This window comes from Frigidibacter sp. MR17.14, assembly GCF_037095735.1.
Classification (GTDB): domain Bacteria; phylum Pseudomonadota; class Alphaproteobacteria; order Rhodobacterales; family Rhodobacteraceae; genus Frigidibacter.
The window spans coordinates 219,610-244,753 of the sequence record NZ_JBAWKD010000004.1 but is presented as its reverse complement, the minus strand read 5'-3'; the positions used below and the strand labels follow the sequence as shown (position 1 = coordinate 244,753).

Genomic DNA, 25,144 nt, shown 5'->3' with positions numbered 1-25,144 from the left:
GCATCGACATCAGCGGCACCGACGAAGGGGGCTTCGGAGGTCATGCGCACCCTCGCCGGCCGACCCGCCCCCAGGTTCGTCGGCCTGCGCCGGCGTCTCGCGGCCCGGGCTGCGCATGGCCCCGGTCACCGGTGGCAATGACAGGGCAGGCTAAAGTCTGGCCGGCCAAAACGCCGGCAGCAGGCCGGTCCGTGCAGTGCAGGCTGGCAATGACTCGATCGCGTCGGGCGGCGGCTGGATCCCGGGTTTGTCGTCCTACCCGGGTGCGGACGCGACGCTGGACATCGCGCGCCGCGGGGCCGTGTTCTAGAGCCCCTTCAACCAAATCTGCTTCAATCCCCGGACCCGATGAAGTGGCTCCGGCGGCCTTGCCGGCCGGCGGGGCGAGGCTTGCCCGCGCGCTCGCCACGGCGGCGGTCGCGGGTCGCGGGCGCCGCCGGGCCGGGCCCCGCGCCGGCTGCCCCGCTCTGGCCAACCCGGCAAACGGAAACGGGCCGCCCCTTTCGGAGCGGCCCGCCTGTCCTGCGATCCCGAGGGGATCAGAGCTCGTCGAGGGCCTCGATGGCCTTCTGCAGCTCGTCCTTCGAGACTTCCTTCTCGGAGACCTTGGCGCCCGAGACGATGTGGTCGACGACCTTGTCCTCGAAGATCGGCGCGCGCAGCTGCTGCTGCATCTGCGGGTTCTTCTGGACGAACTCGAAGAAGGCGCGCTCCTGGCCCGGGTACTGGCGGGCCTGGGCGAGAACCGCCTGGGTCATCTCGGCATCGGTGACCTCGATCTCGGCCTTGCGGCCCATCTCGGCCAGCAGCAGGCCAAGGCGCACGCGACGCTCGGCCAGCTTCTTGTGCTCGTCCGAGACCTCGATGTTGCCATGGTCATGGCCGTGGACGTGGGGGTTTTCCTCGTGCCACAACTGGTGGGCGATCTGGTTGGCTTCCGCCTCGACCAGCGCTTCCGGCAGGTCGAACGAGACGAGCCCGTCGAGCTGGTCGAGCAGCGCCCGCTTCATCACCGCGCGCGAGGCACCGGCGTATTCCGATTCCAGACGGCCCGAGATCTGGCCCTTCAGGCCCTCGAGGTCGTCGGCGCCGAACTTCTTGGCCAGCTCGTCGTCGATCTCGGCCGGTTTCGGGGCCTTCACGTCCTTGACGGTGGTCTTGAACAGGGCTTCCTTGCCGGCGAGGTGGGCGGCGCCGTATTCCTCGGGGAAGGTCACCTTGACCTCGACCTCTTCACCGGCCTTGGCACCGGTCAGCTGGTCTTCGAAGCCCGGGATGAACGAGCCCGAGCCGAGCACGAGCGGGTAGTCCTCGCCCTTGCCGCCCTCGAAGGCCTCGCCGTCGACGAAGCCCTCGAAGTCGATGACGACCTGATCGCCGTCCTTCGACTTGGTGCCCTTCTTGCGGCTTTCGAAGTTCTGCGACGACTTCGCGAGGTTTTCCAGCGCCTCGGTCACCGCGGCCTCGTCGGCCTTGACCACCAGCTTCTCGAGCGTCACGGCCGAGGTGTCGACCTCGGGGATCTCGGGCAGCGCGTCATAGGTCAGGTTGACCACGACGTCGTCGCCTTCCTTCCAGGTCTCGCCGTCCTGCATCTCGACCTTCGGCTGAAGCGCCGGGCGGTCGCCGGTCTTCTCGAAATGGTCCTTCATCGCGCCGTCGATGGCGTCCTGCATGGCTTCGCCCAGGATGCGCTGACCGAACTGCTTCTTCAGCAGCGCCATCGGCACCTTGCCCTTGCGGAAGCCCTTCATCTCGATCTCGGGCTGGGCCTCGACGAGTTTCTCGTTGACCTTGGCTTCGAGCTCGGCGGCCGGCACCGTGATGGTGTAACCGCGCTTGAGGCCTTCTTTCAGGGTCTCGGTGACCTGCATTCTGTCGTCCTTTATCCTCTGGTGCGGGTGAAGGGACTCGAACCCCCACGCCTTGCGGCGCCAGAACCTAAATCTGGTGCGTCTACCAGTTCCGCCACACCCGCGCACATCCGCGGGGGCCCGGCGCCCGAAGCCGCCGCCCCCCGAAAATCCGCGCCGTTCTAGCAACACTCTGGCGGTGATGCGAGAGGAAAAAGCGCCCCCGAAAACTCTCGCGATTAGCCAATTCTTGCCACATTCTGCCGGAAAAAATCGAGGCAGCAGATTTCGAGGGCAGCACCATGACGCAGGACAGCCGCGCGCGACCCCTGGACCGTATCGGGACCGGGACGGACGGCGGGATCACGCTAGGCTCCGGCGTGCTGACGCTGGAGGGCGAGTTGCCGGTCGAATACCTGTCGCCGGGCGACAGGGTCATCACGCGATCGGGCGCCCGCGTGCTGCGCGCGGTCTCGTCGCGGCGGGTGACCTCGGGCCTTTACCGCGTGGTGCCGCACACCTTGGGCGGCGACCGCCCCGAGGCCGAGATCCGGCTGGCGGCCGGCACCGGCCTTCTGATCCGCGACTGGCGTGCGCAGGCACTTTACGGGGCCCCGTCCGCGGTGGTTCCGGTCGAGCGGCTGGCCGATGGCCTGGCCATCGCCCCGGTCGAGGGCGAGGCGACGGTCTTCACGCTGGAGTTCGACGGCGACGAGGTCGTCTATGTCGAAGGGCTGGAAGTGGCCTGCGCCCGCGCCCGGGTCGAGGCCTGAGGTTCATAGCGCGGCCAGAACCTTCGGCAGCATCTCTGGCAGATCCTCTGCGATCAGGCCCGGCCCGAAGGCGCGCGCGGCGGCGGCATGCAGCAGCGCCGCGGTCTCGGCCGCGGCGAAGGGCGCGAAGCCGCGCGCAAGCAGCCCCGCGGTGATCCCGGTCAGCACATCGCCCGCCCCCGCCGTCGCAAGCCAGGGCGCGGCATCCTCGTAGACCGCGGCCGCCACGACCACCTCGCCCGAGGGCGCGGCGATCACCGTGTCAGGCCCCTTCAGCAGCAGGACCGCGCCAAGCCGTGCCGAGGCCTGCGCCGCGGCCTCGACCCGCGACAGTTGCCCCGTCGTCAGCGCCTGCGGCAGATCCGGCACGAGCCGCGCGAATTCGCCGCCATGCGGGGTCAGCACGACCTGCGGTGTCAGCCGCGCGGCAAGCTGCGGCGCCTGCGCAAGCGCAGTCAGCGCGTCGGCATCGAGCACCATCGCGCGCCCGGCCCCCAGTGCCACCTGCAGCAGCGCCGAGGCGCGGTCGACCCCGAGCCCCGGCCCAAGGCACAGCGCAGAGATCCGCGGGTCGTCCAGAAGCGCGGCCAGCGCCGCCGGCTCGTCGTCTCCAAGCCCGCGCAGCATCACCGCGTCGAGCCGCGCCGCGTTTTCCGGCAGCGCGGCCTCGGGGCAGGCGATCGTCACCAGCCCCGCCCCGGTCCTGAGCGCCGCCCGCGCCGCAAGCCGCGCGGCGCCGCCCTGCGCGGGCGGGCCGCCCAGCACCAGCGCGTGGCCGTGGCTGAACTTGTGCCCCGACCGCTTCTGCAGGCCGGGGGCGAGCATCGCCAGCCGCGGCGCTTCGGGCGCGCCCGGCGCCTCGGGCAGGCCAATGTCGACGACCGCCAGCGCACCGCAGGCTTCGGGACCCTGCGCGATGTAGTGGCCCAGTTTCGGCGCGTGGAAGGTCACGGTCAGATGCGCGGCCATACCGGGCGCCGCCGCGCTGCCAGGCGCCCAGCCGGTATCGGCGGACAGGCCGCTGGGCAGATCGACCGCGACGACGCGCGGGCCGGTTTCGGAGGCCGCGCAGGCCGCAACGGCCGACTGCAGTTCGGGATACCCAGTGAAGGGCCGCGAGAGGCCGGTGCCGAAAAGCGCATCCACGATCAGATCGGGCAGATCGGGCAGATCGGGCAGATCGGGCAGATCGGGCAGATCGGGCGCGCCGTCGAGACTGTCCTGCAGCGCCAGCACCTGCCCGGTCCAGCGCGCGCGCATCGTTGCGGCGTCGCCCGACAGCCGATCAGGGTTGCCAAGCGCCCGCAGCGTCACCGCCCAGCCGCGCTCCGCCAGCAGCCGCGCGATGACATAGCCATCGCCGCCGTTGTTGCCCGGCCCGGCCAGCACCAGCGCCCGGGCACCGGCCCGGTCGAGATCCGGCCAGCGCGCCAGAACCGCCGCCACCACGCCCGCCCCTGCCCGCTCCATCAGCCGGTCGCCGGAGACCGCCCCCGAGGCGATCTCGCGCGCCTCGAGCGCCCGCATCCGGGCAGAGGTGAACAGCTCGGTCCGCATTTTCCGAATAGTTTTCACTTCGCCCATATTTTCACCGCATCGCCTATTTTCTGACATCGGCGACGGATTTCCGACTGCCGCATCGGGCCTTGTCACCCTAGCCAATTGTGGCACTGTGCCGAAAGTGGTCAGGGATGGCCGAAGGATTAAGACGGGGGAGTCGGGGCTGACATGAAAAAGATCGAAGCGATCATCAAGCCCTTCAAGCTCGACGAGGTGAAGGAAGCCCTGCAGGAAGCGGGGATCCAAGGGCTCTCGGTGATCGAGGTGAAGGGTTTCGGGCGCCAGAAGGGCCATACGGAACTCTACCGCGGCGCCGAATATGTCGTTGATTTCCTTCCGAAAGTGAAGATCGAGGTCGTGCTGTCCGACGATATGGTCGAGACCGCCGTGGATGCGATCATCTCGGCCGCGCGCACCGACAAGATCGGCGACGGCAAGATCTTCATCTCGCCCGTCGAACAGGCTATCCGCATCCGCACCGGCGAGACCGGCGACGACGCCGTCTGACCCGCCGACTGCATGAATTTTTCGGGCCGCTGCCGGCGCCAGAACGGACAAAGGCGCAGCCCCCACTGCTCAACCGAAAGGGTGGAACAGCAATGAGCATCAAGGACGCCATCAAGCTGATGAAGGACGAGGAGGTCGAGTATGTCGACATCCGCTTCACGGACCCGCGTGGCAAGCTGCAGCACGTGACGCTGGTCTCGGACCTCGTCGACGAGGACTTCTTCGAAGAAGGCTTCATGTTCGACGGTTCGTCGATCGCCGGCTGGAAGTCGATCGACCAGTCCGACATGAAGCTGATCCCGGATGCGGCCTCGGTCTACATCGACCCGTTCTACGCCGAAAAGACCATGTGCGTGCACTGCGTCGTCGTCGAGCCGGACACCAACGAGGCCTATGACCGCTGCCCGCGTCAGGTCGCGCTGAAAGCGGAAGCCTACCTGAAGTCCTCGGGGATCGGCGATGCCGCCTACTTCGGCCCCGAAGCCGAATTCTTCCTCTTCGACGACGTGCGCTATTCGGTGACGCCGGCGAAGGTCTCGTACCAGATCGACGCCGACGCGGCCGCCTGGAACACCGACAAGGAATACGAGATGGGCAACATGGCCCATCGCGCCGGCCACAAGGGCGGCTACTTCCCGGTGAACCCGGTCGACGAGGCCCAGGACATCCGTGGCGAGATGCTCTCGACCATGAAGCGCATGGGCATCCGCGTCGACAAGCACCACCACGAGGTCGCGACCTGCCAGCACGAGCTGGGCATGATCTTCGGCGGTCTGGTCGAGCAGGCCGACAACATCCAGAAGTACAAGTACGTCATCCACAACGTGGCCCATGCCTACGGCAAGACCGTCACGTTCATGCCGAAGCCCATGAAGGGCGACAACGGCTCGGGCATGCACGTCAACATGTCGATCTGGAAGGACGGCAAGCCGCTCTTCGCCGGTGACAAGTACGCCGACCTGAGCCAGGAAGCCCTGTACTTCATCGGTGGCATCCTGAAGCACGCCAAGGCGCTGAACGCCCTGACGAACCCGTCGACCAACTCGTACAAGCGCCTGATCCCCGGCTTCGAGGCCCCGGTTCTGCGCGCGTACTCGGCCCGCAACCGCTCGGGCTGCGTCCGTATTCCGTGGACCGAATCGCCGAAGGCGAAACGCGTCGAAGCCCGCTTCCCCGATCCGTCGGCGAACCCCTACCTGTGCTTCGCCGCGCTGATGATGGCCGGCCTCGACGGCATCAAGAACAAGATCGATCCGGGTCCGGCTTCGGACAAGGACCTCTACGATCTGCCGCCGGAAGAACTGGCCGAGATCCCGACCGTCTGCGGTTCGCTCCGCGAGGCGCTCGAGTCGCTCGAAGCCGACATGGACTTCCTGCTGGCCGGCGACGTGTTCACCAAGGACATGCTGGAAGGCTACATCGCCCTCAAGTGGGACGAAGTCTACGCCTACGAGCACACGCCGCACCCGATCGAGTACCAGATGTACTACTCCTGCTGATCGCGGGACGAGCTTTCGGAAAGGGCGCCTTCGGGCGCCCTTTTCATTTTCCGCAGGGTTGTTTCACGAAATGCGCATAGGCGGACCTTCGCGCAGCCGCAGTTTCGCCACATTCACGGCAAGGTGGTGTCCGATTCCACCCGCATAAATTGTTTAACCAAGACCAATGAACCAAGAGGCGGTCATGCAGAACCCTGCGCGTACCACCGTCGCCAGCTTCCACTACGCTGGCCCCCTGTACCCCGTGTTCCAGTCCCTCGCAGAAATCCTGCACAACGATCTTGCCCTGCGCGCCGAAGAGGACTTCGCCGCGATCTGGAGCACCGACCGCTTCGTCTGCTTCACCCTGGACGGCGCAGAGATCGCGCTGGCCTATCATCTGCGCGACAGCGCCGATGCCGGCGGGCACCTCGCCTCGATCACGCTTGGCGTCAGTTCCGAAGCGGCGCCCGGCGACGCCCAGAGCGCGGCCCCCCGCCGCGGCATCTGCGAGCTGCTGGCCCGGCGGATCGCCGGCGACGCCCCGGCCGGGGCCGAGATCTGGATCGAGACCGACGCGCTGACCCCCGAGACGCTTCCGGCGCTGCTCGACAGCCTGCATGGCGTCGATCCGGCGACCATCGCCGGCCCGGGGGCCACGGCCTCGCCCGTCGGGCGGCCCCTGTCCGAGATCGTCGGCGCCGCCCGGGCGCGGATGGCTACGCGCAGCGCACCGCCGCCGGCGCCCGAGGTGAAGACCACGGTCGCCAACGACCTGCCCGACCTGCCCTCGCCGCAGGTGCTGAAGGCCGCGCAGATCCGCGATGCGCTCTATCTCGAGGAAGAGCAGCGCCCGAACCGCGTGCAGCGCGTGGCGCTCTATTCGATGAACATCACGCTTTGCGCGGTGGCGACGCCGATCGGGGTGGCGCTGCTGACCTACAATGCGCTGGGGCGCGAGAACCTGAAGGTCACCGCGCGGGTGATGGCGCTGACCGGCAGCGCGATCCTTCTGGCGCAGGGCCTGGGCCTGCAGGGCCTGTCGCTGATCTGACCCTCAGGCGGCGTGGCGCAGCGGAAACTCCGCCAGCGCCGCGCTCTGGTCTGCATCCAGCGCCTCGGGGCGGACGATGTAGGTGTGGATCGAGAACAGTACCAGCCGCGTCACCGGCAGCCGCACGAGGCATTGCCGCTCGACCCGGATGAACGGCAGTTCGGCGTCGATCGCGCGGCCCATCGCCTCGGTCCGGGGATTGAAGAGCCGCGAGTTGGTGTGATGCGCCGTGCCGCGGCACAGCGGCCGCCCGGGCTGCACGCCGTCCATCAGCCGCTGCACGCGCTTGCCGACGTCCTCGGTGTATTTCTCGACCGGCCTGTGGATGCGCATCATCGGGCGGTCGAACTTCTCGGACAGGCTCCAGCCGGCCGGGAAGCAGAGCACGGCGCCGGCGAAGACATGCTCGCCCGCCTCGCCCTCGTCCATCAGCACGAGGTCCTCCTGCACCAGCCGCCCGAGCGTCGCCAGCGGCCGCGCCCTGTCGAGCGGCACCGTCACCCCGTCGGGACGGCGGACCGCATCGGGCCCTGTCTGGAACCCCAGCGCAGGCAGCAGCGGCAGCAGCATGTCCCACAGCTCTTCCGCCGCGGGGCGCGCCCGCTCGGCCAGCGCCAGCACGGCGTCCGGGCGCTCGGCGATCAGCCGGTCGCGCAGCGCCATCTGCGCGGCATAGGCATCGTCGATCTGGATCCAGTCGTCGCCGCCGACCGGGATCGTGCCCGGAAGCTTGCGCGTGCGCGGATCGACCCATGGCGCGAAGGGCAGCGCCGATTGCAGGATGACGGGAATCTCGAAGCTCATGGCCCATCTAAGCCGCGCTGCAGCGCGGACGAAAGCCGGTGGGCGACCGCCGATGTCGCTTTCGGCGATGCAGCGCCCCGCCGCGCGCCCGAGGCTGGCCCAATCCCAGCGCAGGAGGCAGCCCGTGACCGACCGGCCCTATCGCGAGATCCGCAAGATCGACCCCGGCCGCGGCAGCCATCTGGGCGACGGCACCCCCAACGACAACGACCGGATCGAGATCGGCCCGACGCAGCTGGCGTTCCGAGAATGGGAGGCGGCGGGGCTGGCCCTGCCCGACCTGCCGCGGATGCGCGGGTTCCGCTTCGACCGGCTGGTCGCGGCGATCACCGCGCGGGACTACGGCGGGCTGCTGCTCTTCGATCCGCTGAACATTCGCTATGCGACCGACGCGCCGAACATGCAGTTGTGGAACACCCACAACCCGTTCCGGGCGCTGCTGATCTGCGCCGACGGGCACATGGTGATCTGGGACTACCGCTCGACCGGGTTCCTGACCGCGCACAACCCGCTGGTGCGCGAGGTGCGCCATGGCGCGGACTTCTTCTATTTCGATGCCGGCGACGGTGCCGCGCGGATGGCGCGGCGCTTCGCGGCCGAGGTCGACGCGCTGATGCGCGCCCATGCCGGGACGAACCGGCGGCTGGCGGTCGACAAGATCATGCTGCACGGGCTGCGCGCGCTGGAGGCGCAGGGGTTCGAGATCCTCGAGGGCGAGGAGCTGACCGAGAAGGTCCGCGCGATCAAGGGCCCCGACGAGATCGCGGCGATGCGCTGCGCCCATCACGCCTGCGAGGCGGCGGTGGCGGCGATGGAGGCGGCCTGCCGCCCCGGCCTGTCCGAGAACGAGGTCTGGGCGGTGCTGCATGCCGAGAACATCCGACGCGGCGGCGAGTGGATCGAGACGCGGCTTCTGGCCTCGGGACCGCGGACCAATCCCTGGTTCCAGGAATGCGGACCGCGGATCCTCCAGCCCGACGAGATCGTCGCCTTCGACACCGACCTGATCGGCAGCTACGGGATCTGCATCGACATCTCGCGGACATGGTGGATCGGCGAGGGCCGCCCCACGAACGCGATGATCGCGGCGATGGCCCATGCGGTCGAGCACATCGAGACGAACACCCGGCTGCTGCGCCCCGGCACCGCGTTCCGCGAGCTGACCTTCGGCGGCCATCAGCTGGCGCCCGAGTACCAGCGCCAGAAATACGGCTGCCGGATGCATGGCGTGGGGCTCTGCGACGAGTGGCCGCTGATCGTCTATCCCGATGCCTGGGAAGAGGGCAGCTTCGACTATCACCTCGAACCCGGGATGGTCCTGTGCGTCGAGGCGCTGGTCAGCCCCGAGGGCGGCGACTTCTCGATCAAGCTCGAGAACCAGGTGCTGGTGACCGAGACCGGCCCCGAGGTGCTGACCACCTACCCCTTCGACGCCCGACTGCTGGGCGGCTGAACCTGTCGATTGACAGGGGGCAAGACGCCGGGTGAACTCGCCCCATTGGTTTTGTTCACCGAGTTTTTCCGATGGCATTCATCATCAAGACGCGCCCGATCCCCCTGGCTGCAGGCGCGACAGTCACCCTGACCGAAAAGCCCTTCTTCGGAGGGCGCGCGATCGGGCCGGACGACCCGATTTATATCTGGACATCCGAGACTCAAGGCGGACAAGGGCTTGCAGCCCGTGGGATGGTGGTCGCCGAACGCCCGACGGGCCAGTCGACGACGGTCGAGGTCCGGATCGAGGCCTGCTGCGGCCCGGTGCTGTCCTATGACGATATCAGGCCCTATCGCGACGCGGGCACCGGGTCGGCCATCGCCGCGCTGGCCCGCAAGTTGTGCAGGCACGCGCACAACAAGATCGCGCGCATCGGGCCGGAAGAGCGCGCGCTGCTCGACACGCGCGGCGGGTTCCGCACCGTGATCGAGGCATCCTGACGTGACGCTTCGGTGAAACCTGATCCGCACCGGCGCGAAGCGAGCCGGTGCGGGTTGATGCGCTGGCCGGTTCCGACTAGGCAGGGATCGGCGGCATCCCGCCAGAACGGCAACCGGACAGGCGGGACCCATGCGCATTCTTGTGACCAATGACGACGGCATCAACGCACCGGGCCTGGCCGTGCTGGAACGCATCGCGGCCGAGATCGCCGGCCCCGAGGGCGAGGTCTGGGTCGTCGCCCCCGCCTTCGAGCAATCGGGCGTCGGGCATTGCATCAGCTACACCCATCCCACGATGATCGCCGAGCTGGGGCCGCGCCGCTGGGCGGCCGAGGGCAGCCCCGCCGACTGCGTGATGGCAGGCGTCCACGACGTGCTGCCGGGCAAGCCCGATCTCGTGCTGTCGGGCGTCAACCGCGGCAACAACTCGGGCGAGAACGCGGTCTATTCCGGCACGCTGGGCGGCGCGATGGAGGCGGCGCTGCAGGGCGTGCCCGCGATCGCGCTGTCGCAGTTCATGGGCCCGGGCAACAACCGGCTCGAAGACCCGTTCGAAGCCTCGGCCGCGCATGGTGCGGCGATCGTGCAGATGCTGCTCGACAAGGGGATCTGGGGCGGCGAGGGCTACCAGATGTTCTACAACGTCAACTTCCCTGCGCTGCCCGCCGGCGAGGTCAAGGGACACCGCGTCGGCCGTCAGGGCCTGCGCCCGGCCTTCGGCTTCTCGGTCGAGGGGCAGGTCTCGCCCTCGGGGCGGCGCTTCCTGTGGGTCCGCGGCTCGGAACAGGCCGTCGACACCGGCCCGGGTACGGACGTGACCGCGAACCTCGCGGGCTACATCTCGATCACGCCGATGCGCGCCGACCTGACCGCGCATGACGTGCTGGACAACCTGACCGAACGGCTGGGCTGAGGCGCGGATGAGCGACGGGGACGAGGGCACCGAGGAGACCGAGGCCGAGCGCAAAATGCGCTTCCTCTACGCGCTGCGCTCGCGCGGGGTCACCGATGCCCGCGTGCTGGGCGCGATGGAGAAGGTCGACCGCGGCGCCTTCGTCACCGGGCTGTTCGCCGAACGCGCCTATGAGGACATGCCGCTGCCGATCGCCTGCGGCCAGACGATCAGCCAGCCCTCGATCGTCGGGCTGATGACGCTGGCACTGGACGTGCAGCCGCGGCACACCGTGCTCGAGGTCGGCACCGGCTCAGGCTATCAGGCGGCAGTGCTCAGCCATCTGGCGCGGCGGGTCTACACCGTCGACCGCCACCGCCGGCTGGTGCGCGAGGCCGAGGCGCTGTTCCGAAGGCTGGATCTGACCAACATCACCGCCATGGTCGGCGACGGCAGCTTCGGCCTGCCCGACCAGGCGCCCTTCGACCGCATCATCGTGACCGCCGCGGCAGAGGATCCGCCGGGCCCGCTCTTGGCCCAGCTGAGGCCGGGCGGTATCATGGTGCTGCCCGTGGGCCAGTCCGACACCGTGCAGAGCCTGATCAAGGTCACCCGCGGCGCCGAGGGCTACGATTACGAGGAATTGCGCCCCGTGCGCTTCGTGCCGCTGGTCGAGGGGCTGGGGCAGGATTGACAAGCCGAAGACGGGCCGCCAAGCCCGCATCACCGTTGACGGAACGAGGATCGAGCCGATGTCCGAGATGAGCCTGACCCTGCCCCGGCGCGCCCCTGCCGCGCGCCGTCCCGCCCTGCGGGCGCTGATGCTCTGCGGGGTCGCGGCGGTGCTGGCCGGGTGCCAGACGATGGACTACGACCTGCGCGGCTACGGCAACGGCGGCTTCTCGACCGCGGAGGCCGCGCGCAATGCGGTGACCAACCGCCCGCTGCCCGACAGCCGCGGCGTGATCTCCTATCCGAACTACCAGGTCGCCGTCGCCCAGCGCGGCGACACCGTGCGCACCGTCGCCGCCCGCGTCGGCATGGGCGCCGACCAGCTGGCGCAGTACAACGCCACCAGCCCGGACCAGCCGCTGGACCTGGGCGCGGTGCTGGCGCTGCCCGCCCGCGTGGATGCGCCGCAGATCGCCGGCGCGGCCGGCGCCGGCGCCCCGATCACCGGCGGCACCATCGACGTGACCTCGCTGGCATCGAGCGCGATCGACCGCGCGCAGACCTCCGGCGGCGTCTCGACCTCGGCCCTGCCCGCCCCGGTCACGACCGCGGCGGCCACGCCGGCGACGGCGCCGGGCGCCTCGGGTCCCGAGCCGGTGCGCCACCGCGTCGCGCGCGGCGAAAGCGCCTATACGATCGCGCGGGCCTACAATGTGCCGGTGAAGTCGCTGGCCGAATGGAACGGGCTTTCGGGCGACCTGACGGTGCGCGAGGGGCAGTACCTGCTGATCCCGGTCGCGATGGCCGGACAGGGCGGCGCGCAAAGCGCCACGACCTCGGCCCCCGGCGTCGGCTCGACCACGCCGCTGCCGCCCTCGGCCTCGCAGCCGCTGCCGCAGGAGGTGCCGGCGGCCGCCAGCGTGAACACCGCCCCCGCCGCGCAGGGGATGGGCAGCCAGCAGACCGCCGCCTCGGCCTCGGGCAAATTCGTGATGCCGGTGCAGGGCTCGATCATCCGCAGCTATTCGAAGGGCAAGAACGACGGCATCGACATTTCGGCCGCCGCGGGCGCGGCGGTGAAGGCCGCCGATGCCGGCACCGTCGCCGCGATCACCCGCGACACGGATCAGGTGCCGATCATGGTCATCCGCCATTCGAACAACCTGCTGACGGTCTATGCCAACATCGACGGGATCACCGTCGCCAAGGGCGCGACCGTCACCCGCGGGCAGACCATCGCCAAGGTCCGCGCCGGCGGCTCGCCCTTCATGCATTTCGAGGTGCGCGACGGCTACAATTCCGTCGACCCGATGCGCTATCTGCAGTGATCCCGCCCGGCGGGCGCGACAGGTGACGGAAGGTCGCAAGCCCTTCCGCATCTTTACACTTCCGGCCCTTGCCCCCAGTCTGGCGCCGGGCGCCGGAGGAGAGGCCCCGTCAGGGAGGACCACATGATCGCAACCCGTATCCCGGGCCCGGCCACGCGCGCCGAGCCCGCCCGCAAGAGCGCAAATCTCGCCGCCAGCCTTGCCGCCCTCGCGTTGGGGACGACGCTCGTCGCCGGCCCGGCGCTGGCGCAGACCGAGGTCAACGTCGGCTTCGCGCTGGCCGCCACCTCGCATTACGGGGTTGCGGGCGAGAAGTGGAAGGAAGTCGTCGATGCCGGCACCGACGGCCGCTACAGCCTGACGCTGCACCCGTCCTCGGCGCTTGGCGGCGAGCGGGACGTGATCGAGGGCCTGCAGATCGGCACCATCGAGGCCACCATCGTCTCGTCCGGGACGCTGTCGAGCTTCGTGCCCGAGGTCGGTGTCTTCGACATCCCCTTCCTGTTCCGCGACCTCAACCATGCCCGCGCCGTGCTCGACGGACCGATCGGCGAGGCGATGCTGGCGAAGTTCGAGGATCAGGGCCTGGTCGCGCTGGCCTGGGGCGAGCAGGGCTTCCGCCACATCACCAACAACCGCAACGCCATCGCGACGCCGGCCGACGTGAAGGGCCTGAAGATCCGCACGATGGAGAACCCGGTCCACATCACCGCCTTCCAGACGCTCGGCGCCGCGCCGACGCCGATGGCCTGGCCCGAGGTGATCGTCGGCCTGCAGCAGGGCACGATCGACGGGCAAGAGAACCCGCTGTCGGTCATCACCTCTGCGCATCTGAGCGAGACGCAGAAATACCTGACGCTGTCGGGCCATGTCTATTCGCCGGCGATGATCCTGGTGTCGAAGATGTTCTGGGACGGGCTGACCCCTGAGGACCAGGAGGTCTTCCGCAAGGGCGCGATCGAGGCCAAGGCCGCGATGCGCGCCTTCGTCGACGCGGCCGAGACCAACGGCGAGGCGCAGCTGAAGTCCGAGGGGATGGAAATCACCAAGCTGTCGGACGAGCAGAAGGCCGCCTTCCGCGAGGCGCTGAAGCCCGCCTATGCCGAATACGCCAAGAAATACGGTCAGGACCTGATCGACCAGATCATCGCGACCAAGTGAGCCTTCCCGCCGCGGCCTGCCCCCTGCCGGCCGCGGCATTCCTTCCGCCCCCGCGCCCCTGTCGGGCCGCTGTCGGGCCGCTGCCGGGGCGGATAGACCAACCGGGTCCCCGCCCCTTGTCGAGGCCCGATGACCCCGCCCTTCCGGATCCGCCCGATGCGACCCGACGACTGGCCCGCGCTGCAGCGCCTGTCGGTCGCGGCCCGGGCGCGCTATGCGGCGATCCCGGTGCTGGCCGCCGTGGCGGCGGGCCCGCCGGTGTCGCTCGCGCGCTTCGCGGCCGGCGGCGGCTGGGTCGCCGAGGATAAGACCGGGCCGCTCGGCCACGCGCTGACCCGCCCGCTGGATGGCCTGCTGTATCTCGACAACATCTCGACCCGCGGGGCGGGCACGGTACGCGGCATCGGCACGGCGCTGCTGTTGCGGGTGATCGCGGCGGCGCGGCAGGAGGGTTTCGCGCGGATCGCGCTGACCACCTTCCGCGACCCTGCCTGGAACGGCCCCTGGTTCCGCCGCTTCGGCTTCGTCCCGATGCCGGCGCGCGACCTCGGCCCCGGACTTGCGGCAGTGGTGGCGGCGCAGGCGCTGACCCTGGACCCCGCGCTGCGCGAGGTGCTGGAGCTGCGCCTGACCGGCGGTTGAGGTCTTCGGCGTCAGTGCGCCGCGGCCGCCTTGTCGCCGCCGCGCAGCCGCGCCACGAGGCCCGCGACCGGGATCAGCGCAAAGCCGACAGCCAGTCCGAGGATCCCGTCGAAGAAGGCGGTGACCACCCAATGTGCGGCCCCCGCGAACCCGCCGAGCCCATCAGAGGCGACTTCGGCCATGTGTTCGATCCAGTGGCCGGGCGCGGTCAGCCCGAAGCTTTCCAGACCGTGGACCACGATCGAGCCGCCCACCCAGATCATCGCCGCGGTTCCGACCACGGTCAGCACCCGCATGAAGGCCGGCATCCAGCGCACGATCCCGCGGCCGAGCCCGCGCACCGCGCCCGACCGCCCCTCGCGCGCGAGGTGCAGGCCAAGGTCGTCGGCCTTCACGATCAGCGCGACCGAGCCGTAGACCACCGTCGTGATCCCGATGCCGACGATGGCAAGGATCACCGCCTCCATCCAGATCGCCTCTTCGGGAATCGCCGACAGCGCGATGGTCATGATCTCGGCCGACAGGATGAAATCGGTCTTGATCGCGCCCGAGACCTTCTGCTCTTCCAGATGCTCGACCGACAGCTTCGGCCCGGTCGCGGTGGCGTGGCCCTTGGGCGGGAACAGCGCGTGATGCACCTTCTCGGCGCCCTCGAAGCACAGGTAACCGCCGCCCAGCATCAGAAGCGGCATGATCGCCCAGGGTGCGAAGGCCGACAGCAGCAGCGCGATCGGCAGAAGGATGATCAGCTTGTTGCGGATCGAGCCCAGCGCGATCTTGCCCACGATCGGCAGTTCCCGCGCCGCCGGCAGGCCCTGAACATATTTCGGGGTCACCGCCGCATCGTCGATCACCGCCCCCGCAGCCTTTGCCCCTGACTTCACCGCCTGCGCGCCGATGTCGTCGATCGAGGCTGCCGCCAGCTTGGCGATTCCCGCCACGTCGTCGAGAAGTGCCAGCAATCCGCTCATGTCCGCCCGTTCCTGCGCAACCCGTGTCGCGCCCAAGCGTAATCCGCAGGCAGCGCAGGGCAAGGGCACGGCGCCGCGTCGCCGCGTCGCGGCAATGTTGGCGCAAACATCGAATGTTTCCGCTAACATACTGATTTTGCCTGTTTATTCACAGGTCGGCGCTATGTATACCAACATCGACCGAAAATGTGCCGTCGGGCGAGGCTCCCCTCTGAGGTCCTGAGCCCCGTCCGACCAGAGCCTCAGGAGCGCTTCATGACCATCACTCTCGGGATCAACGGGTTCGGACGCATCGGGCGCTGCACGCTGGCACATATCGCCGAGGCCGCGCGCAACGACGTGCAGGTGGTGAAGATCAACGCCACCGGCCCGATCGAGACCAACGCCCACCTGCTGAAATACGACTCGGTCCACGGCCGCTTCCCCGGCCAGATCCGCGTCTCGGGCAACACGATGGACCTTGGCCACGGCCCGATCGAGGTGATGTCGACCTACGAGCCGAACGAGCTCGACTGGGACGGCGTCGACGTGGTGCTGGAATGCACCGGCAAGTTCAACGACGGTCTGAAATCGGCGATCCACCTCGAGCGCGGTGCGAAGCGCGTGCTGATCTCGGCCCCGGCGAAGAACGTCGACGCGACCATCGTCTACGGCGTGAACCACCGCGCGCTGACGCTGGACCACAAGATCGTCTCGAACGGGTCCTGCACCACCAACTGCCTCGCGCCGCTGGCGAAGGTGCTGAACGACACCATCGGCATCGAGCGCGGGATCATGACCACGATCCACAGCTACACCGGCGACCAGCCGACGCTGGACCGCCGCCACAAGGACCTGTATCGCGCCCGCGCCGCGGCGATGGCGATGATCCCGACCTCGACCGGCGCCGCGAAAGCCATTGGCGAGGTGCTGCCGGAACTGAAGGGCCGCCTTGACGGCTCGGCGATCCGCGTGCCGACCCCGAACGTCTCGGCCGTCGACCTGACCTTCGAGGCGAAGAAGGATGTCACCGTCGCCGACGTGAACGAGGTGATCCGCGAAGCCGCCGCCGGCCACATGGGCGCGGTGCTGGCCTATGATCCGGAGCCCAAGGTCTCGATCGACTTCAACCACACGCCCTACTCGTCTATCTTCGCCCCCGACCAGACCAAGGTGATCGGCGGCCGCACCGTGCGCGTCCTCGCCTGGTACGACAACGAATGGGGCTTCTCGTGCCGGATGGCCGACGTCTCGGCCGCGATGGGCCGGCTGCTTCTGAACTGATCCGGCGCGGCGCGCCGGTGACCGCCGGCGCCCGCCCATGACCGACCGAGTCGCGCTCTGGGTCGGTGCCGTCATCCTTGCGGTTTTCCTGATCGATGCCCTCGCCTTCGGCGGGGGTCTTCCCGTTCTGATCCTGCAATATCTGGCAAAGCTCATCGATTGGCTCGAATTCTGGCGCTGAGGGCCATACCTTTCCGTTGACCTTCCCGGCGCTTTCGCGATGTTAGCGCCAACAGTGACCGGCGAGGACCGGTCACCTGAGCCAGAGGAGAGAGGCATGACGGTCAAAGTGGCGATCAACGGCTTCGGGCGGATCGGGCGCAACGTGCTGCGCGCGATTGTGGAATCGGGACGCAAGGACATCGAGGTGGTCGCGATCAACGATCTCGGCCCGGTCGAGACGAACGCCCATCTCATCCGCTTCGACTCGGTCCACGGGCGCTTCCCCGGCGAGGTGAAGACCGGTGAGGACTGGATCGACGTCGGCCGCGGCCCGATCCGCGTGACCGCGCTGCGCAACCCCGCCGAGCTGCCCTGGGGCGATGTCGACATCGCGATGGAATGCACCGGCATCTTCACCGACCGCGAGAAGGCCGCCCTGCACCTGCAGAACGGCTCGAAGCGGGTGCTGGTCTCGGCCCCGGCGACGGGCGCGGACAAGACCATCGTCTTCGGCGTGAACCATGACACGCTGACCAAGGACGACCTCGTCGTGTCGAACGCCAGCTGCACCACCAACTGCCTGTCGCCGGTCGCCAAGGTGCTGAACGACGAGATCGGGATCGTGAAGGGCTTCATGACCACGATCCACAGCTACACCGGCGACCAGCCGACGCTGGACACGATGCACAAGGACCTGTACCGCGCCCGCGCCGCGGCGATGTCGATGATCCCGACCTCGACCGGCGCCGCCAAGGCCGTGGGCCTCGTGCTGCCGGAACTGAAGGGCAAGCTCGACGGCGTGTCGATCCGGGTGCCGACGCCGAACGTCTCGGTCGTCGACCTGACCTTCGAGGCGGCGCGCGCCACCTCGGCCGAAGAGGTCAACGCAGCGATCCGCAAGGCCGCCGACGGCCCGCTGAAGGGGATCCTGGGCTATACCGAGCGCCCGAACGTCTCGATCGACTTCAACCACGATCCGCATTCCTCGACCTTCGCCTTCGACCAGACCAAGGTGATGGAGGGCACCTTCGTGCGCATCCTGACCTGGTATGACAACGAATGGGGCTTCTCGAACCGGATGAGCGACACCGCCGTGGCGATGGGCAAGCTGATCTGAGACGCGGATCCCCGCCGAAATCCTGTGCGCCGCCCGTTTGGGCGGCGCTATGTTACCGAATGGTAACGTGAAATTATCGCCCCTGCCGTTCCCTTGACCGCTTGTGCGGTTTAGGTGTGAACGCATGGATCTTGCTCTCGTCGTCGCCCTGATTGCCCTTATGTTTCTCGTCATCGGCTTGTCGGAGCCCTTGGCGGAACGATTGGCCCTGCCCTACACCGTGATCCTCGCCGCGATGGGGATCCTGATCGGCGGCGGCGCGACCTTCCTGTGGCGCACCGACATCACCGATGCGTTCAACCCGATCGCGCTGACGATCCTGAACCTGCCGATCCGGTCGTCGATCTTCCTTTACATCTTCCTGCCGATGCTGGTGTTCCAGGTCTCGCTGGGGCTGAACATCCGCCGGCTTCTGGACGACTGGGTGCCGATCCTGGTGCTGGCCGTGCTGGCCGTGGTCGTGGCGATGCTGGCGATCGGGCTTGCGCTCTATCCCTTCGCCGGGCTGCCGCTGGCCGCCTGCCTGCTGATCGGGGCGATCGTGTCGACCACCGATCCCTCCGCCGTGGTCTCGATCTTCAAGTCGACGCCGGCGCCGCTCAGGCTCGCCCGCATTGTCGAGGGCGAAAGCCTGCTGAACGACGCCGCCGCCATCGCGCTGTTCTCGCTGCTGATCGGCTTCGTGACCATCGGCAACCAGGACCCCGACATCGTCGCGGGCCTTGCGCGCTTCCCCTGGATCGTCGGCATCGGTGCGGTGGTGGGCGCGCTGATCGGTCGCGCCACGGTCGAGATCATCGCCCGGATGCCCGCGCATCCGCTGGGGCAGATCTCGGTCTCGATCGCGCTGCCCTATCTGACCTACATCATCGCCGAACATCTCTCGGCCTCGGGCGTGGTCGCGGTCGTGGTCGCGGGGCTGGTGCTGAACCTGCACGGTCCCGGCCGCTTCGGGCCCGAGCTGAACGGCCAGCTGCGCGAGACCTGGGACCTGCTCGCGCATTGGGCGGGCTCGCTGATCTTCGTGCTGGCCGCGCTGCTGATCCCGCGGCTGCTCTCCAACACCGACCTGCGCGATCTGCTGCTGGTCGGCGTGGTGGTGCTGGCGGCCTTCGCGGCCCGCGCGGCGATCCTGTTCGGGGTGCTGCCGCTGCTGACGCTTCTGAGGCTTTCGCCGAAGGTCGAGACGCCCTATCGCACCGCGATCCTCTGGGGCGGCCTGCGTGGTGCCGTCACGCTGGCGCTGGCGCTGGCGGTGACCGAAAACCGCTTCGTGCCGCCCGACATCAAGCAGACCGTCGGCGTCGTCGCCACCGGCTTCACGCTGTTCACCCTGATCGTGCAGGGCGGCACCCTGCGCCGGGTGATCTCGTTCCTCGGGCTCGACCGGCTCTCGCCGCTGGACGCGGCGCTCGGCAACCAGGTGCTGGCCGTCGCGCTGCAGTCGGTGCGCGAGGAGGTGGCAGAGACCACGCGCGATTTCGGCCTTGCCCGCGAGGTGGTGCGCGACGAGGCGAAGCGCTTCGGCGAGCGTCTGGACACCGCGGTGTCGAAGGCCGACGAGGCCGAGGCGATCCTCGACCGCGACCGGATCACCCTTGGCCTCGTGGCGCTGGCGGGCCGTGAGCGCGACCTGATCCTCGAGGAATTCCGCGCGCAGGTGATCGCCCCCGACCTGGCCGAACGGCTTCTCGCGAATGCCGACCGGATCATCGAGGCGACGCGGGCCGGCGGCCGCACCGCCTATCGCGCGGCGGCGCGCAAGAACCTGTCCTCGGGCGGGGTGCACCGGCTGGCGGACTGGCTGCATGTGACGCTGGGCTACGGCCGGCCGCTGGCGCGGGTGACCGAGGAACGCTTCGAGGTCCTCGTGACGATCGCGATGATCCTGCCGCAGCTGCATGGCTTCATCGACGACCGGATCCGGCGCATCCACGGCCGCCGGGTGGGCGAGTTGCTGCACGAGCTGCTCGAGCGCCGCGCCGAAGAGGTGCAGAAGGAACTCGAGGGGCTGCGCCTGCAGTTCCCCGGCTATGCCGAAGAGATGGAGCGCCGCCTGATCCGCCGCACCACCCTGCAGCTGGAAGAGCGTGAATACGACGCGCTGACCGAGGACGGGCTGATCGGGCCGGAACTGCGCAAGACGCTGGGCGAAGAGATCGCCGCGCGTCGCGCGGCCAATGCACGCCGCCCCTCGCTGGACCTCAAGCTGCGCCGCTCGGACCTGGTGAAGGAATTCCCGCTCTTCGCCGATCTCGACGAGGGCAAGCGCAAGATGCTGGCGAAGCGGCTGCGCACGATCTACGCCCGTCCCGGCCAGGTGATCCTGCCGCGCGACAGCCAGCCGAAGCAGGTCTGGTTCATCGCCTCGGGCGCGGTCGAGGTGCAGACCGCGGTGCATCGCATAAGGCTTGGCCGCGGCGAGATGTTCGGCCAGCTCGCCCTATTGGCGCGGGCGCGGCGGCGCACCCAGGTGGTGGCGATCACCCATTGCACGCTGCTGGCGCTGGACGAGCTGCGGTTCCGCAAGCTTCTGAACGCCTCGGCCCCGATCCGGCAGGCGGTGATCGACGGTGCCGCCCGGCGCGGCGTGAAGCTCGACCCCGAGCTTTTCGGGACGGATGCCCAGGCCGCGGTCGAGGCCGCGCGCCGCGCGATGCAGACCGAGCCCAAGGTGGCGGCCGACCTGGCCGAGCGGCTGGCGGCCACGACCGCAGCGGCCCCTGCGGCGCCCCTCGCCGGGGCCGTCGTCGACGCAGCCCCGGGCCCCGATGCGGAGCCGGCCGCGGTGCCGCCCGGCGCGGCCGACGCGGTTGCGCCGCCGGCGGGGGCGGCGCCGGCCGAGCCAGCGCCGGGCCGGGCCCAGACATCCCCGGACAGCGAAACGCCCGCCGAAGCGGGCGTCGAGACGGACGGCAAGCCGAGCGGAGAGGTGGCGGAGGCGGAGGCGGGCCCGGTCAGGCCCTGAGCCTGGCCGCCAGCGCCTCGGCCACCGGCCCGGGCACGAAGCGGGTCACGTCGCCGCCCAGCCGGCAGATCTCCTTGACCAGCTTCGAGGCGATCGCCTGCCGGCGCGCGTCTGCCATCAGGAACACCGTCTCGATCGAGCTGTCGAGCGCGCGGTTCATGCCGACCATCTGGAATTCGTATTCGAAATCCGCCACCGCGCGCAGGCCGCGCACGATCACGCTGGCCCCCACGTCGCGGGCGCAGTCGATCAGCAGGTTCTCGAAAGGATGGACCAGGATCTCGGTCCCGGTCTCGGCGGCGATGCGCGCAATCTCGGCCTCAATCAGCGCCACGCGTTCCTCGAGCGTGAACAGCGGCCCCTTGTCGCGGTTGATCGCCACGCCGATCACCAGCCGGTCGACCAACCGCGCCGCCCGCTCGATGATGTCGATATGGCCGAGCGTGACCGGGTCGAAGGTTCCGGGGTAAAGTCCGATGCGCATAGACGTCCTCCGCAGGGGGCCGGCCCGGGAACCTCCCGCCCCCGCTGCCCCGACCCCGAGGCTGAACGCACGCAACATTATTGCGCCGCGGAATGCAAGCCCTTGGCTGCCGAGGCGGGGGCTCCGCCCCCGGCTGCTGCGCAGCCTCCCCCCGGAGTATTTGGGCCAACACGAAGCCATGTTCGGCTTGGTCCAAACACTCCGGGGGTGAATTGGCCGCGAGGCCAAGAGCGGGCAGCGCCCCCTCCTGCCCCCGGTCAGTTCCCCATGATCATGCCTTCGAGCGCCTCGCGCTCCATCGCAAGCTCGGCCAGGCGCGCCTTGACCACGTCGCCGATCGATATGAGGCCGATCATCTCTTCGCCCTCCATCACCGGCATGTGGCGAAAGCGGCCCTCGGTCATCTTCTCGAGCACCGCCACCGCATCGTCCGAGCAGGAACAGGTGACGAGCTTCTTCGTCATCGCCTGTTCGACCGGGTCGGTCAGGCAGATCGCGCCCCGCCGCCCGAGTTCACGCACGATGTCGCGCTCCGAGACGATGCCCATCGGCACCCGCCCGTCGCGGCTGACGATCACCGCGCCGATCTTGCGCGCCGACAGCACCTCGGCCACCGACGCGAGGTTCCAGCCCGGCGCCACCGTCACGACGCCGTCATCGGTCTTTCCCTTCAGAATCTGCTGCACCAGCATCGCGTCCTCCTCACGCTCTGCACTCCTCCGGGGTTGAGGTTCGACCCCAAGCCCCTGTCCTGTCAAGGATACCGAGACCAAAGCACGATCGGCGCTAACATCCGCTTACCCGCCTATTGCGCGGCGGCCAGCCCTTCGAGCCGCGCGACCTCGCGCCGGACGCCCTGAACCAGCGCCTCTGCGAAGCGGGTCATGCGGTGCGAGCGGCGGTCGTCGGCATGGCGGATCAGCCAGAAGGCGCGGCTCAGCGCCACGTCGGGGATCGGGATCCGCCGCAGCCCCGGCGCGAAGGGCATCGCGAAGTCATGGACCACGCCGATCCCGGCCCCTGCCCGCAGCCACATCAGCTGCACCGCGACCGAGTTCGAGGCCAGCGGCACCGCGCCGCCGCCGAACTCGGCCAGGTAATCCAGCTCCTTGTCGAAGATCATGTCGGGGATGTAGCCCACGACGCGATGGCCGGTCACATCGTCCAGCGTGCGGATCGGCGGGTGGCGCGCAAGGTAGCCCTCGTCGGCGACAAGGCTCAGCCGGTAATCGGCCAGCTTCTGCACCAACTGCCGCCCCCCCGTCGGCTGGCTGACCGCGATCGCCATGTCGGCCTCGCGCCGCGACAGGTTGAAGACCCGCGGCAGCGCCACGATCTGCACCTCGAGCCCCGGATTCGCATCGCAGATCGCCGCCGTCACCTGCGGCAGCAGGTAGTTGGCGCAGCCGTCGGGCGCGCCCAGCCGGATCTGGCCGGACAGGCCCGAGGCCTGCCCCGCCAGATCCTCGGCCCCCGCGGCCATCGCGCGCTCTGCCGCCTCGGCATGGGGCAGCAGCCGGGCGCCGGCCTCGGTCAGCCGGTAGCCCTGCGGCGATTTCAGGAACAGCGCCTGGCCGGTGCGTTCTTCCAGCCGGCCCACCCGCCGCGCCACCGTCGCGGCGTCAAGCCTTAGCCCGCGCCCCGCGCCCGACAGGCTCTCATTGCGCGCGACCGCCAGGAAGATCCGGACATCGTCCCAGTTCATCGCCGACCCCTTTGCATTTTTGCAGGACTGTTTTGGGCAATTGGCCCTAGCCGGCGCAAAAACGCAAGATTAGGGTCCGCTCAGCGATAACGACCCCGCGGATGCACGCGGGGGGACGACCGGAGGACGCGATGCAAGAACTGACCCACTGGATCAACGGCAAGCATGTGAAGGGCACCTCGGGCCGCTTCGCCGATGTCTTCAACCCCGCCACCGGCGAGGTTCAGGCCAAGGTGCCGCTGGCTTCGAAGGCCGAGCTTGACGCCGCGGTCGAGGCCGCCGCCGCCGCCCAGCCGAAATGGGGCGCCACCAACCCGCAGCGCCGCGCGCGGGTGATGATGGAAGTGGTGCGCCTGCTGAACCGCGACATGGACAAGCTGGCCGAGGCGCTGAGCCGCGAGCATGGCAAGACCATCCCCGACGCCAAGGGCGACGTGCAGCGCGGTCTGGAAGTGATCGAGTTCTGCATCGGCGCGCCGCATCTGCTGAAGGGCGACTTCACCGACAGCGCCGGCCCCGGCATCGACATGTATTCGATGCGCCAGCCGCTGGGCGTGGCCGCGGGCATCACGCCGTTCAACTTCCCCGCCATGATCCCGCTGTGGAAGATGGGCCCGGCCCTCGCCGCCGGCAACGCCTTCATCCTGAAGCCCTCGGAACGCGACCCCTCGGTGCCGCTGATGCTGGCCGAGATCTTCCAGGAAGCCGGCCTGCCCGACGGCGTTCTGCAGGTGGTCAACGGCGACAAGGAGTCGGTGGACGCGATCCTCGACAATCCGCTGATCGCCGCGGTGGGCTTCGTCGGCTCGACCCCGATCGCCGAGTACATCTATTCGCGCGGCTGCGCGAACGGGAAGCGCGTGCAGTGCTTCGGCGGCGCGAAGAACCACATGATCGTCATGCCGGATGCCGACATGGACCAGGCCGCCGACGCGCTGGTCGGCGCGGGCTACGGCGCGGCGGGCGAGCGCTGCATGGCGATCTCGGTCGCGGTGCCGGTCGGTGACGCCACCGCCGACAAGCTGATCGAGAAACTGATCCCGCGGATCGAGAAGCTGAAGGTCGGCCCCTATACCGCCGGCAACGACATCGACTACGGCCCCGTGGTCACCGGTGCCGCCAAGGCCAACATCCTGAAGCTGGTCGAGACCGGCGTGGCCCAGGGCGCGAAACTGGTCGTCGACGGGCGCAACTTCAGCCTGCAGGGCTACGAGGACGGCTTCTTCGTCGGGCCCCATCTCTTCGACAACGTGACGCCGGACATGGACATCTACCGCAAGGAGATTTTCGGGCCGGTGCTCTCGACCGTGCGCGCCAAGACCTACGAAGAGGCGCTGGGTCTGGCGATGGACCATGAGTACGGCAACGGCACCGCGATCTTCACCCGCGACGGCGACACCGCCCGCGACTTCGCGGCCCGCGTCAACGTCGGCATGATCGGGATCAACGTGCCGATCCCGGTGCCGCTGGCCTATCACACCTTCGGCGGCTGGAAGAAATCGGCCTTCGGCGACCTGAACCAGCACGGGCCGGACGCCTTCCGCTTCTATACCCGCACCAAGACCATCACCGCGCGCTGGCCCTCGGGCATCAAGGAAGGCGCGAGCCTGAACTTCCAGGCGATGGAATGAAGAAACGGGGCGGCCCTGGGGGGCCGCCCCGCCCGTATCGGCGCCGGGGACCTGGCGCCGGGAAGGCTCGACCGGGACCGGCCCGGTGCGGCTGCTGACCCAAGGCCTAGCGCCCCGTCCGGCAGCGATCCAGAAAGATCGCGCGGACCGCCGCGATCAGCCCCCGCCCGCGCCGCCACCGTCA

The 25,144-nt window shown here is 69.0% G+C and carries 23 protein-coding genes and 1 tRNA gene; 16 read left to right on the top strand and 8 right to left on the bottom strand.

Annotated elements, in window-relative coordinates; genetic code table 11:
• Positions 1 to 539 precede the first annotated feature (539 nt).
• Positions 540 to 1,874 carry a trigger factor gene (gene tig / locus V8J36_RS13365; protein WP_336467793.1) on the bottom strand — a complete coding sequence of 445 codons (1,335 nt, stop codon included), beginning with the start codon at positions 1,872 to 1,874 and terminating at the stop codon, positions 540 to 542.
• 19 nt (positions 1,875 to 1,893) lie between these two features.
• Positions 1,894 to 1,978, bottom strand: a tRNA-Leu gene (locus tag V8J36_RS13360).
• Between the two features lie 177 nt (positions 1,979 to 2,155).
• Between V8J36_RS13360 and V8J36_RS13355 the strand changes: the two genes are divergently transcribed.
• Positions 2,156 to 2,626, top strand: a complete 471-nt coding sequence (locus V8J36_RS13355; RefSeq protein WP_336467792.1) for a Hint domain-containing protein — start codon at positions 2,156 to 2,158, stop codon at positions 2,624 to 2,626.
• 3 nt (positions 2,627 to 2,629) lie between these two features.
• On the opposite strand, the gene V8J36_RS13350 is transcribed toward V8J36_RS13355, so the two are convergent.
• Positions 2,630 to 4,183, bottom strand: a complete 1,554-nt coding sequence (locus V8J36_RS13350) for an NAD(P)H-hydrate dehydratase (RefSeq protein ID WP_336467791.1) — start codon at positions 4,181 to 4,183, stop codon at positions 2,630 to 2,632.
• Positions 4,184 to 4,354: 171 nt separating this feature from the next.
• Here V8J36_RS13350 and V8J36_RS13345 point away from each other — a divergent pair, with 171 nt between their 5' ends.
• From V8J36_RS13345 to V8J36_RS13335, 3 genes are all read left to right on the top strand, one after another.
• Entirely contained in the window at positions 4,355 to 4,693 is a 339-nt protein-coding gene (locus V8J36_RS13345) for a P-II family nitrogen regulator (protein ID WP_336467790.1), read from the top strand.
• 92 nt (positions 4,694 to 4,785) lie between these two features.
• On the top strand, positions 4,786 to 6,192 hold the full coding sequence (glnA, locus tag V8J36_RS13340) for a type I glutamate--ammonia ligase (protein ID WP_336467789.1): 1,407 nt from the start codon (positions 4,786 to 4,788) through the stop codon (positions 6,190 to 6,192).
• A gap of 184 nt (positions 6,193 to 6,376) precedes the next feature.
• Entirely contained in the window at positions 6,377 to 7,225 is an 849-nt protein-coding gene (locus V8J36_RS13335; RefSeq protein ID WP_336467788.1) for a hypothetical protein, read from the top strand.
• A 3-nt stretch (positions 7,226 to 7,228) separates the two neighbouring features.
• Here V8J36_RS13335 and V8J36_RS13330 read toward each other — a convergent pair whose 3' ends face one another.
• The gene (locus V8J36_RS13330; RefSeq protein ID WP_336467787.1) at positions 7,229 to 8,029 is read right to left on the bottom strand and encodes a heme-dependent oxidative N-demethylase family protein; all 801 of its coding nucleotides are present in this window, start codon (positions 8,027 to 8,029) and stop codon (positions 7,229 to 7,231) included.
• 124 nt (positions 8,030 to 8,153) lie between these two features.
• Here V8J36_RS13330 and dddP point away from each other — a divergent pair, with 124 nt between their 5' ends.
• The 7 genes from dddP (at position 8,154) to V8J36_RS13295 (ending at position 14,659) form a co-directional block, all read left to right on the top strand.
• Positions 8,154 to 9,482, top strand: a complete 1,329-nt coding sequence (gene dddP / locus V8J36_RS13325; RefSeq protein ID WP_336467786.1) for a dimethylsulfonioproprionate lyase DddP — start codon at positions 8,154 to 8,156, stop codon at positions 9,480 to 9,482.
• A 71-nt stretch (positions 9,483 to 9,553) separates the two neighbouring features.
• Positions 9,554 to 9,964: a hypothetical protein gene (locus tag V8J36_RS13320; RefSeq protein WP_336467785.1), complete on the top strand. Its 411-nt coding sequence runs from the start codon at positions 9,554 to 9,556 to the stop codon at positions 9,962 to 9,964.
• A gap of 130 nt (positions 9,965 to 10,094) precedes the next feature.
• Complete coding sequence (surE, locus tag V8J36_RS13315) at positions 10,095 to 10,877, top strand: 5'/3'-nucleotidase SurE (RefSeq protein WP_336467784.1); 783 nt, start codon at positions 10,095 to 10,097, stop codon at positions 10,875 to 10,877.
• A gap of 7 nt (positions 10,878 to 10,884) precedes the next feature.
• Positions 10,885 to 11,550, top strand: a complete 666-nt coding sequence (locus V8J36_RS13310; RefSeq protein WP_336467783.1) for a protein-L-isoaspartate(D-aspartate) O-methyltransferase — start codon at positions 10,885 to 10,887, stop codon at positions 11,548 to 11,550.
• A gap of 67 nt (positions 11,551 to 11,617) precedes the next feature.
• Positions 11,618 to 12,856, top strand: coding sequence for a peptidoglycan DD-metalloendopeptidase family protein (locus V8J36_RS13305; RefSeq protein WP_442902497.1), 1,239 nt, complete (start codon positions 11,618 to 11,620; stop codon positions 12,854 to 12,856).
• 123 nt (positions 12,857 to 12,979) lie between these two features.
• Positions 12,980 to 14,017 (top strand): TRAP transporter substrate-binding protein, encoded by a 1,038-nt coding sequence (locus V8J36_RS13300; RefSeq protein ID WP_336467782.1) that lies wholly within the window; start codon positions 12,980 to 12,982, stop codon positions 14,015 to 14,017.
• 129 nt (positions 14,018 to 14,146) lie between these two features.
• Positions 14,147 to 14,659 carry a GNAT family N-acetyltransferase gene (locus V8J36_RS13295; protein WP_336467781.1) on the top strand — a complete coding sequence of 171 codons (513 nt, stop codon included), beginning with the start codon at positions 14,147 to 14,149 and terminating at the stop codon, positions 14,657 to 14,659.
• Positions 14,660 to 14,670: 11 nt separating this feature from the next.
• Here V8J36_RS13295 and V8J36_RS13290 read toward each other — a convergent pair whose 3' ends face one another.
• On the bottom strand, positions 14,671 to 15,630 hold the full coding sequence (locus V8J36_RS13290) for a DUF808 domain-containing protein (protein WP_336467780.1): 960 nt from the start codon (positions 15,628 to 15,630) through the stop codon (positions 14,671 to 14,673).
• Between the two features lie 255 nt (positions 15,631 to 15,885).
• On the opposite strand from V8J36_RS13290, the gene gap (V8J36_RS13285) reads away from it, so the two are divergent.
• The 4 genes from gap (V8J36_RS13285) to V8J36_RS13270 all read left to right on the top strand — a co-directional run bounded on the left by gap (V8J36_RS13285) (position 15,886) and on the right by V8J36_RS13270 (position 21,140).
• Positions 15,886 to 16,893, top strand: coding sequence for a type I glyceraldehyde-3-phosphate dehydrogenase (gene gap / locus V8J36_RS13285; protein WP_336467779.1), 1,008 nt, complete (start codon positions 15,886 to 15,888; stop codon positions 16,891 to 16,893).
• 37 nt (positions 16,894 to 16,930) lie between these two features.
• Positions 16,931 to 17,074, top strand: a complete 144-nt coding sequence (locus tag V8J36_RS13280; RefSeq protein ID WP_336467778.1) for a hypothetical protein — start codon at positions 16,931 to 16,933, stop codon at positions 17,072 to 17,074.
• Positions 17,075 to 17,170: 96 nt separating this feature from the next.
• Positions 17,171 to 18,172, top strand: coding sequence for a type I glyceraldehyde-3-phosphate dehydrogenase (gene gap, locus V8J36_RS13275; protein WP_336467777.1), 1,002 nt, complete (start codon positions 17,171 to 17,173; stop codon positions 18,170 to 18,172).
• Between the two features lie 124 nt (positions 18,173 to 18,296).
• A complete protein-coding gene (locus V8J36_RS13270; RefSeq protein WP_336467776.1) occupies positions 18,297 to 21,140 on the top strand; it encodes a cation:proton antiporter in 2,844 nt (947 codons plus the stop codon).
• Here the strand turns inward: V8J36_RS13270 and coaD are convergent.
• The 3 genes from coaD to V8J36_RS13255 form a co-directional block, all read right to left on the bottom strand.
• Positions 21,130 to 21,624 carry a pantetheine-phosphate adenylyltransferase gene (gene coaD, locus V8J36_RS13265; protein ID WP_336467775.1) on the bottom strand — a complete coding sequence of 165 codons (495 nt, stop codon included), beginning with the start codon at positions 21,622 to 21,624 and terminating at the stop codon, positions 21,130 to 21,132. The two genes, V8J36_RS13270 and coaD, sit on opposite strands and share 11 nt — an antisense overlap.
• A 257-nt stretch (positions 21,625 to 21,881) precedes the next feature.
• A complete protein-coding gene (locus V8J36_RS13260) occupies positions 21,882 to 22,316 on the bottom strand; it encodes a CBS domain-containing protein (RefSeq protein ID WP_336467774.1) in 435 nt (144 codons plus the stop codon).
• A gap of 113 nt (positions 22,317 to 22,429) precedes the next feature.
• Complete coding sequence (locus tag V8J36_RS13255) at positions 22,430 to 23,329, bottom strand: LysR family transcriptional regulator (RefSeq protein ID WP_336467773.1); 900 nt, start codon at positions 23,327 to 23,329, stop codon at positions 22,430 to 22,432.
• A 131-nt stretch (positions 23,330 to 23,460) separates the two neighbouring features.
• Between V8J36_RS13255 and V8J36_RS13250 the strand changes: the two genes are divergently transcribed.
• A complete protein-coding gene (locus V8J36_RS13250) occupies positions 23,461 to 24,960 on the top strand; it encodes a CoA-acylating methylmalonate-semialdehyde dehydrogenase (RefSeq protein WP_336467772.1) in 1,500 nt (499 codons plus the stop codon).
• Positions 24,961 to 25,144: the final 184 nt, after the last annotated feature.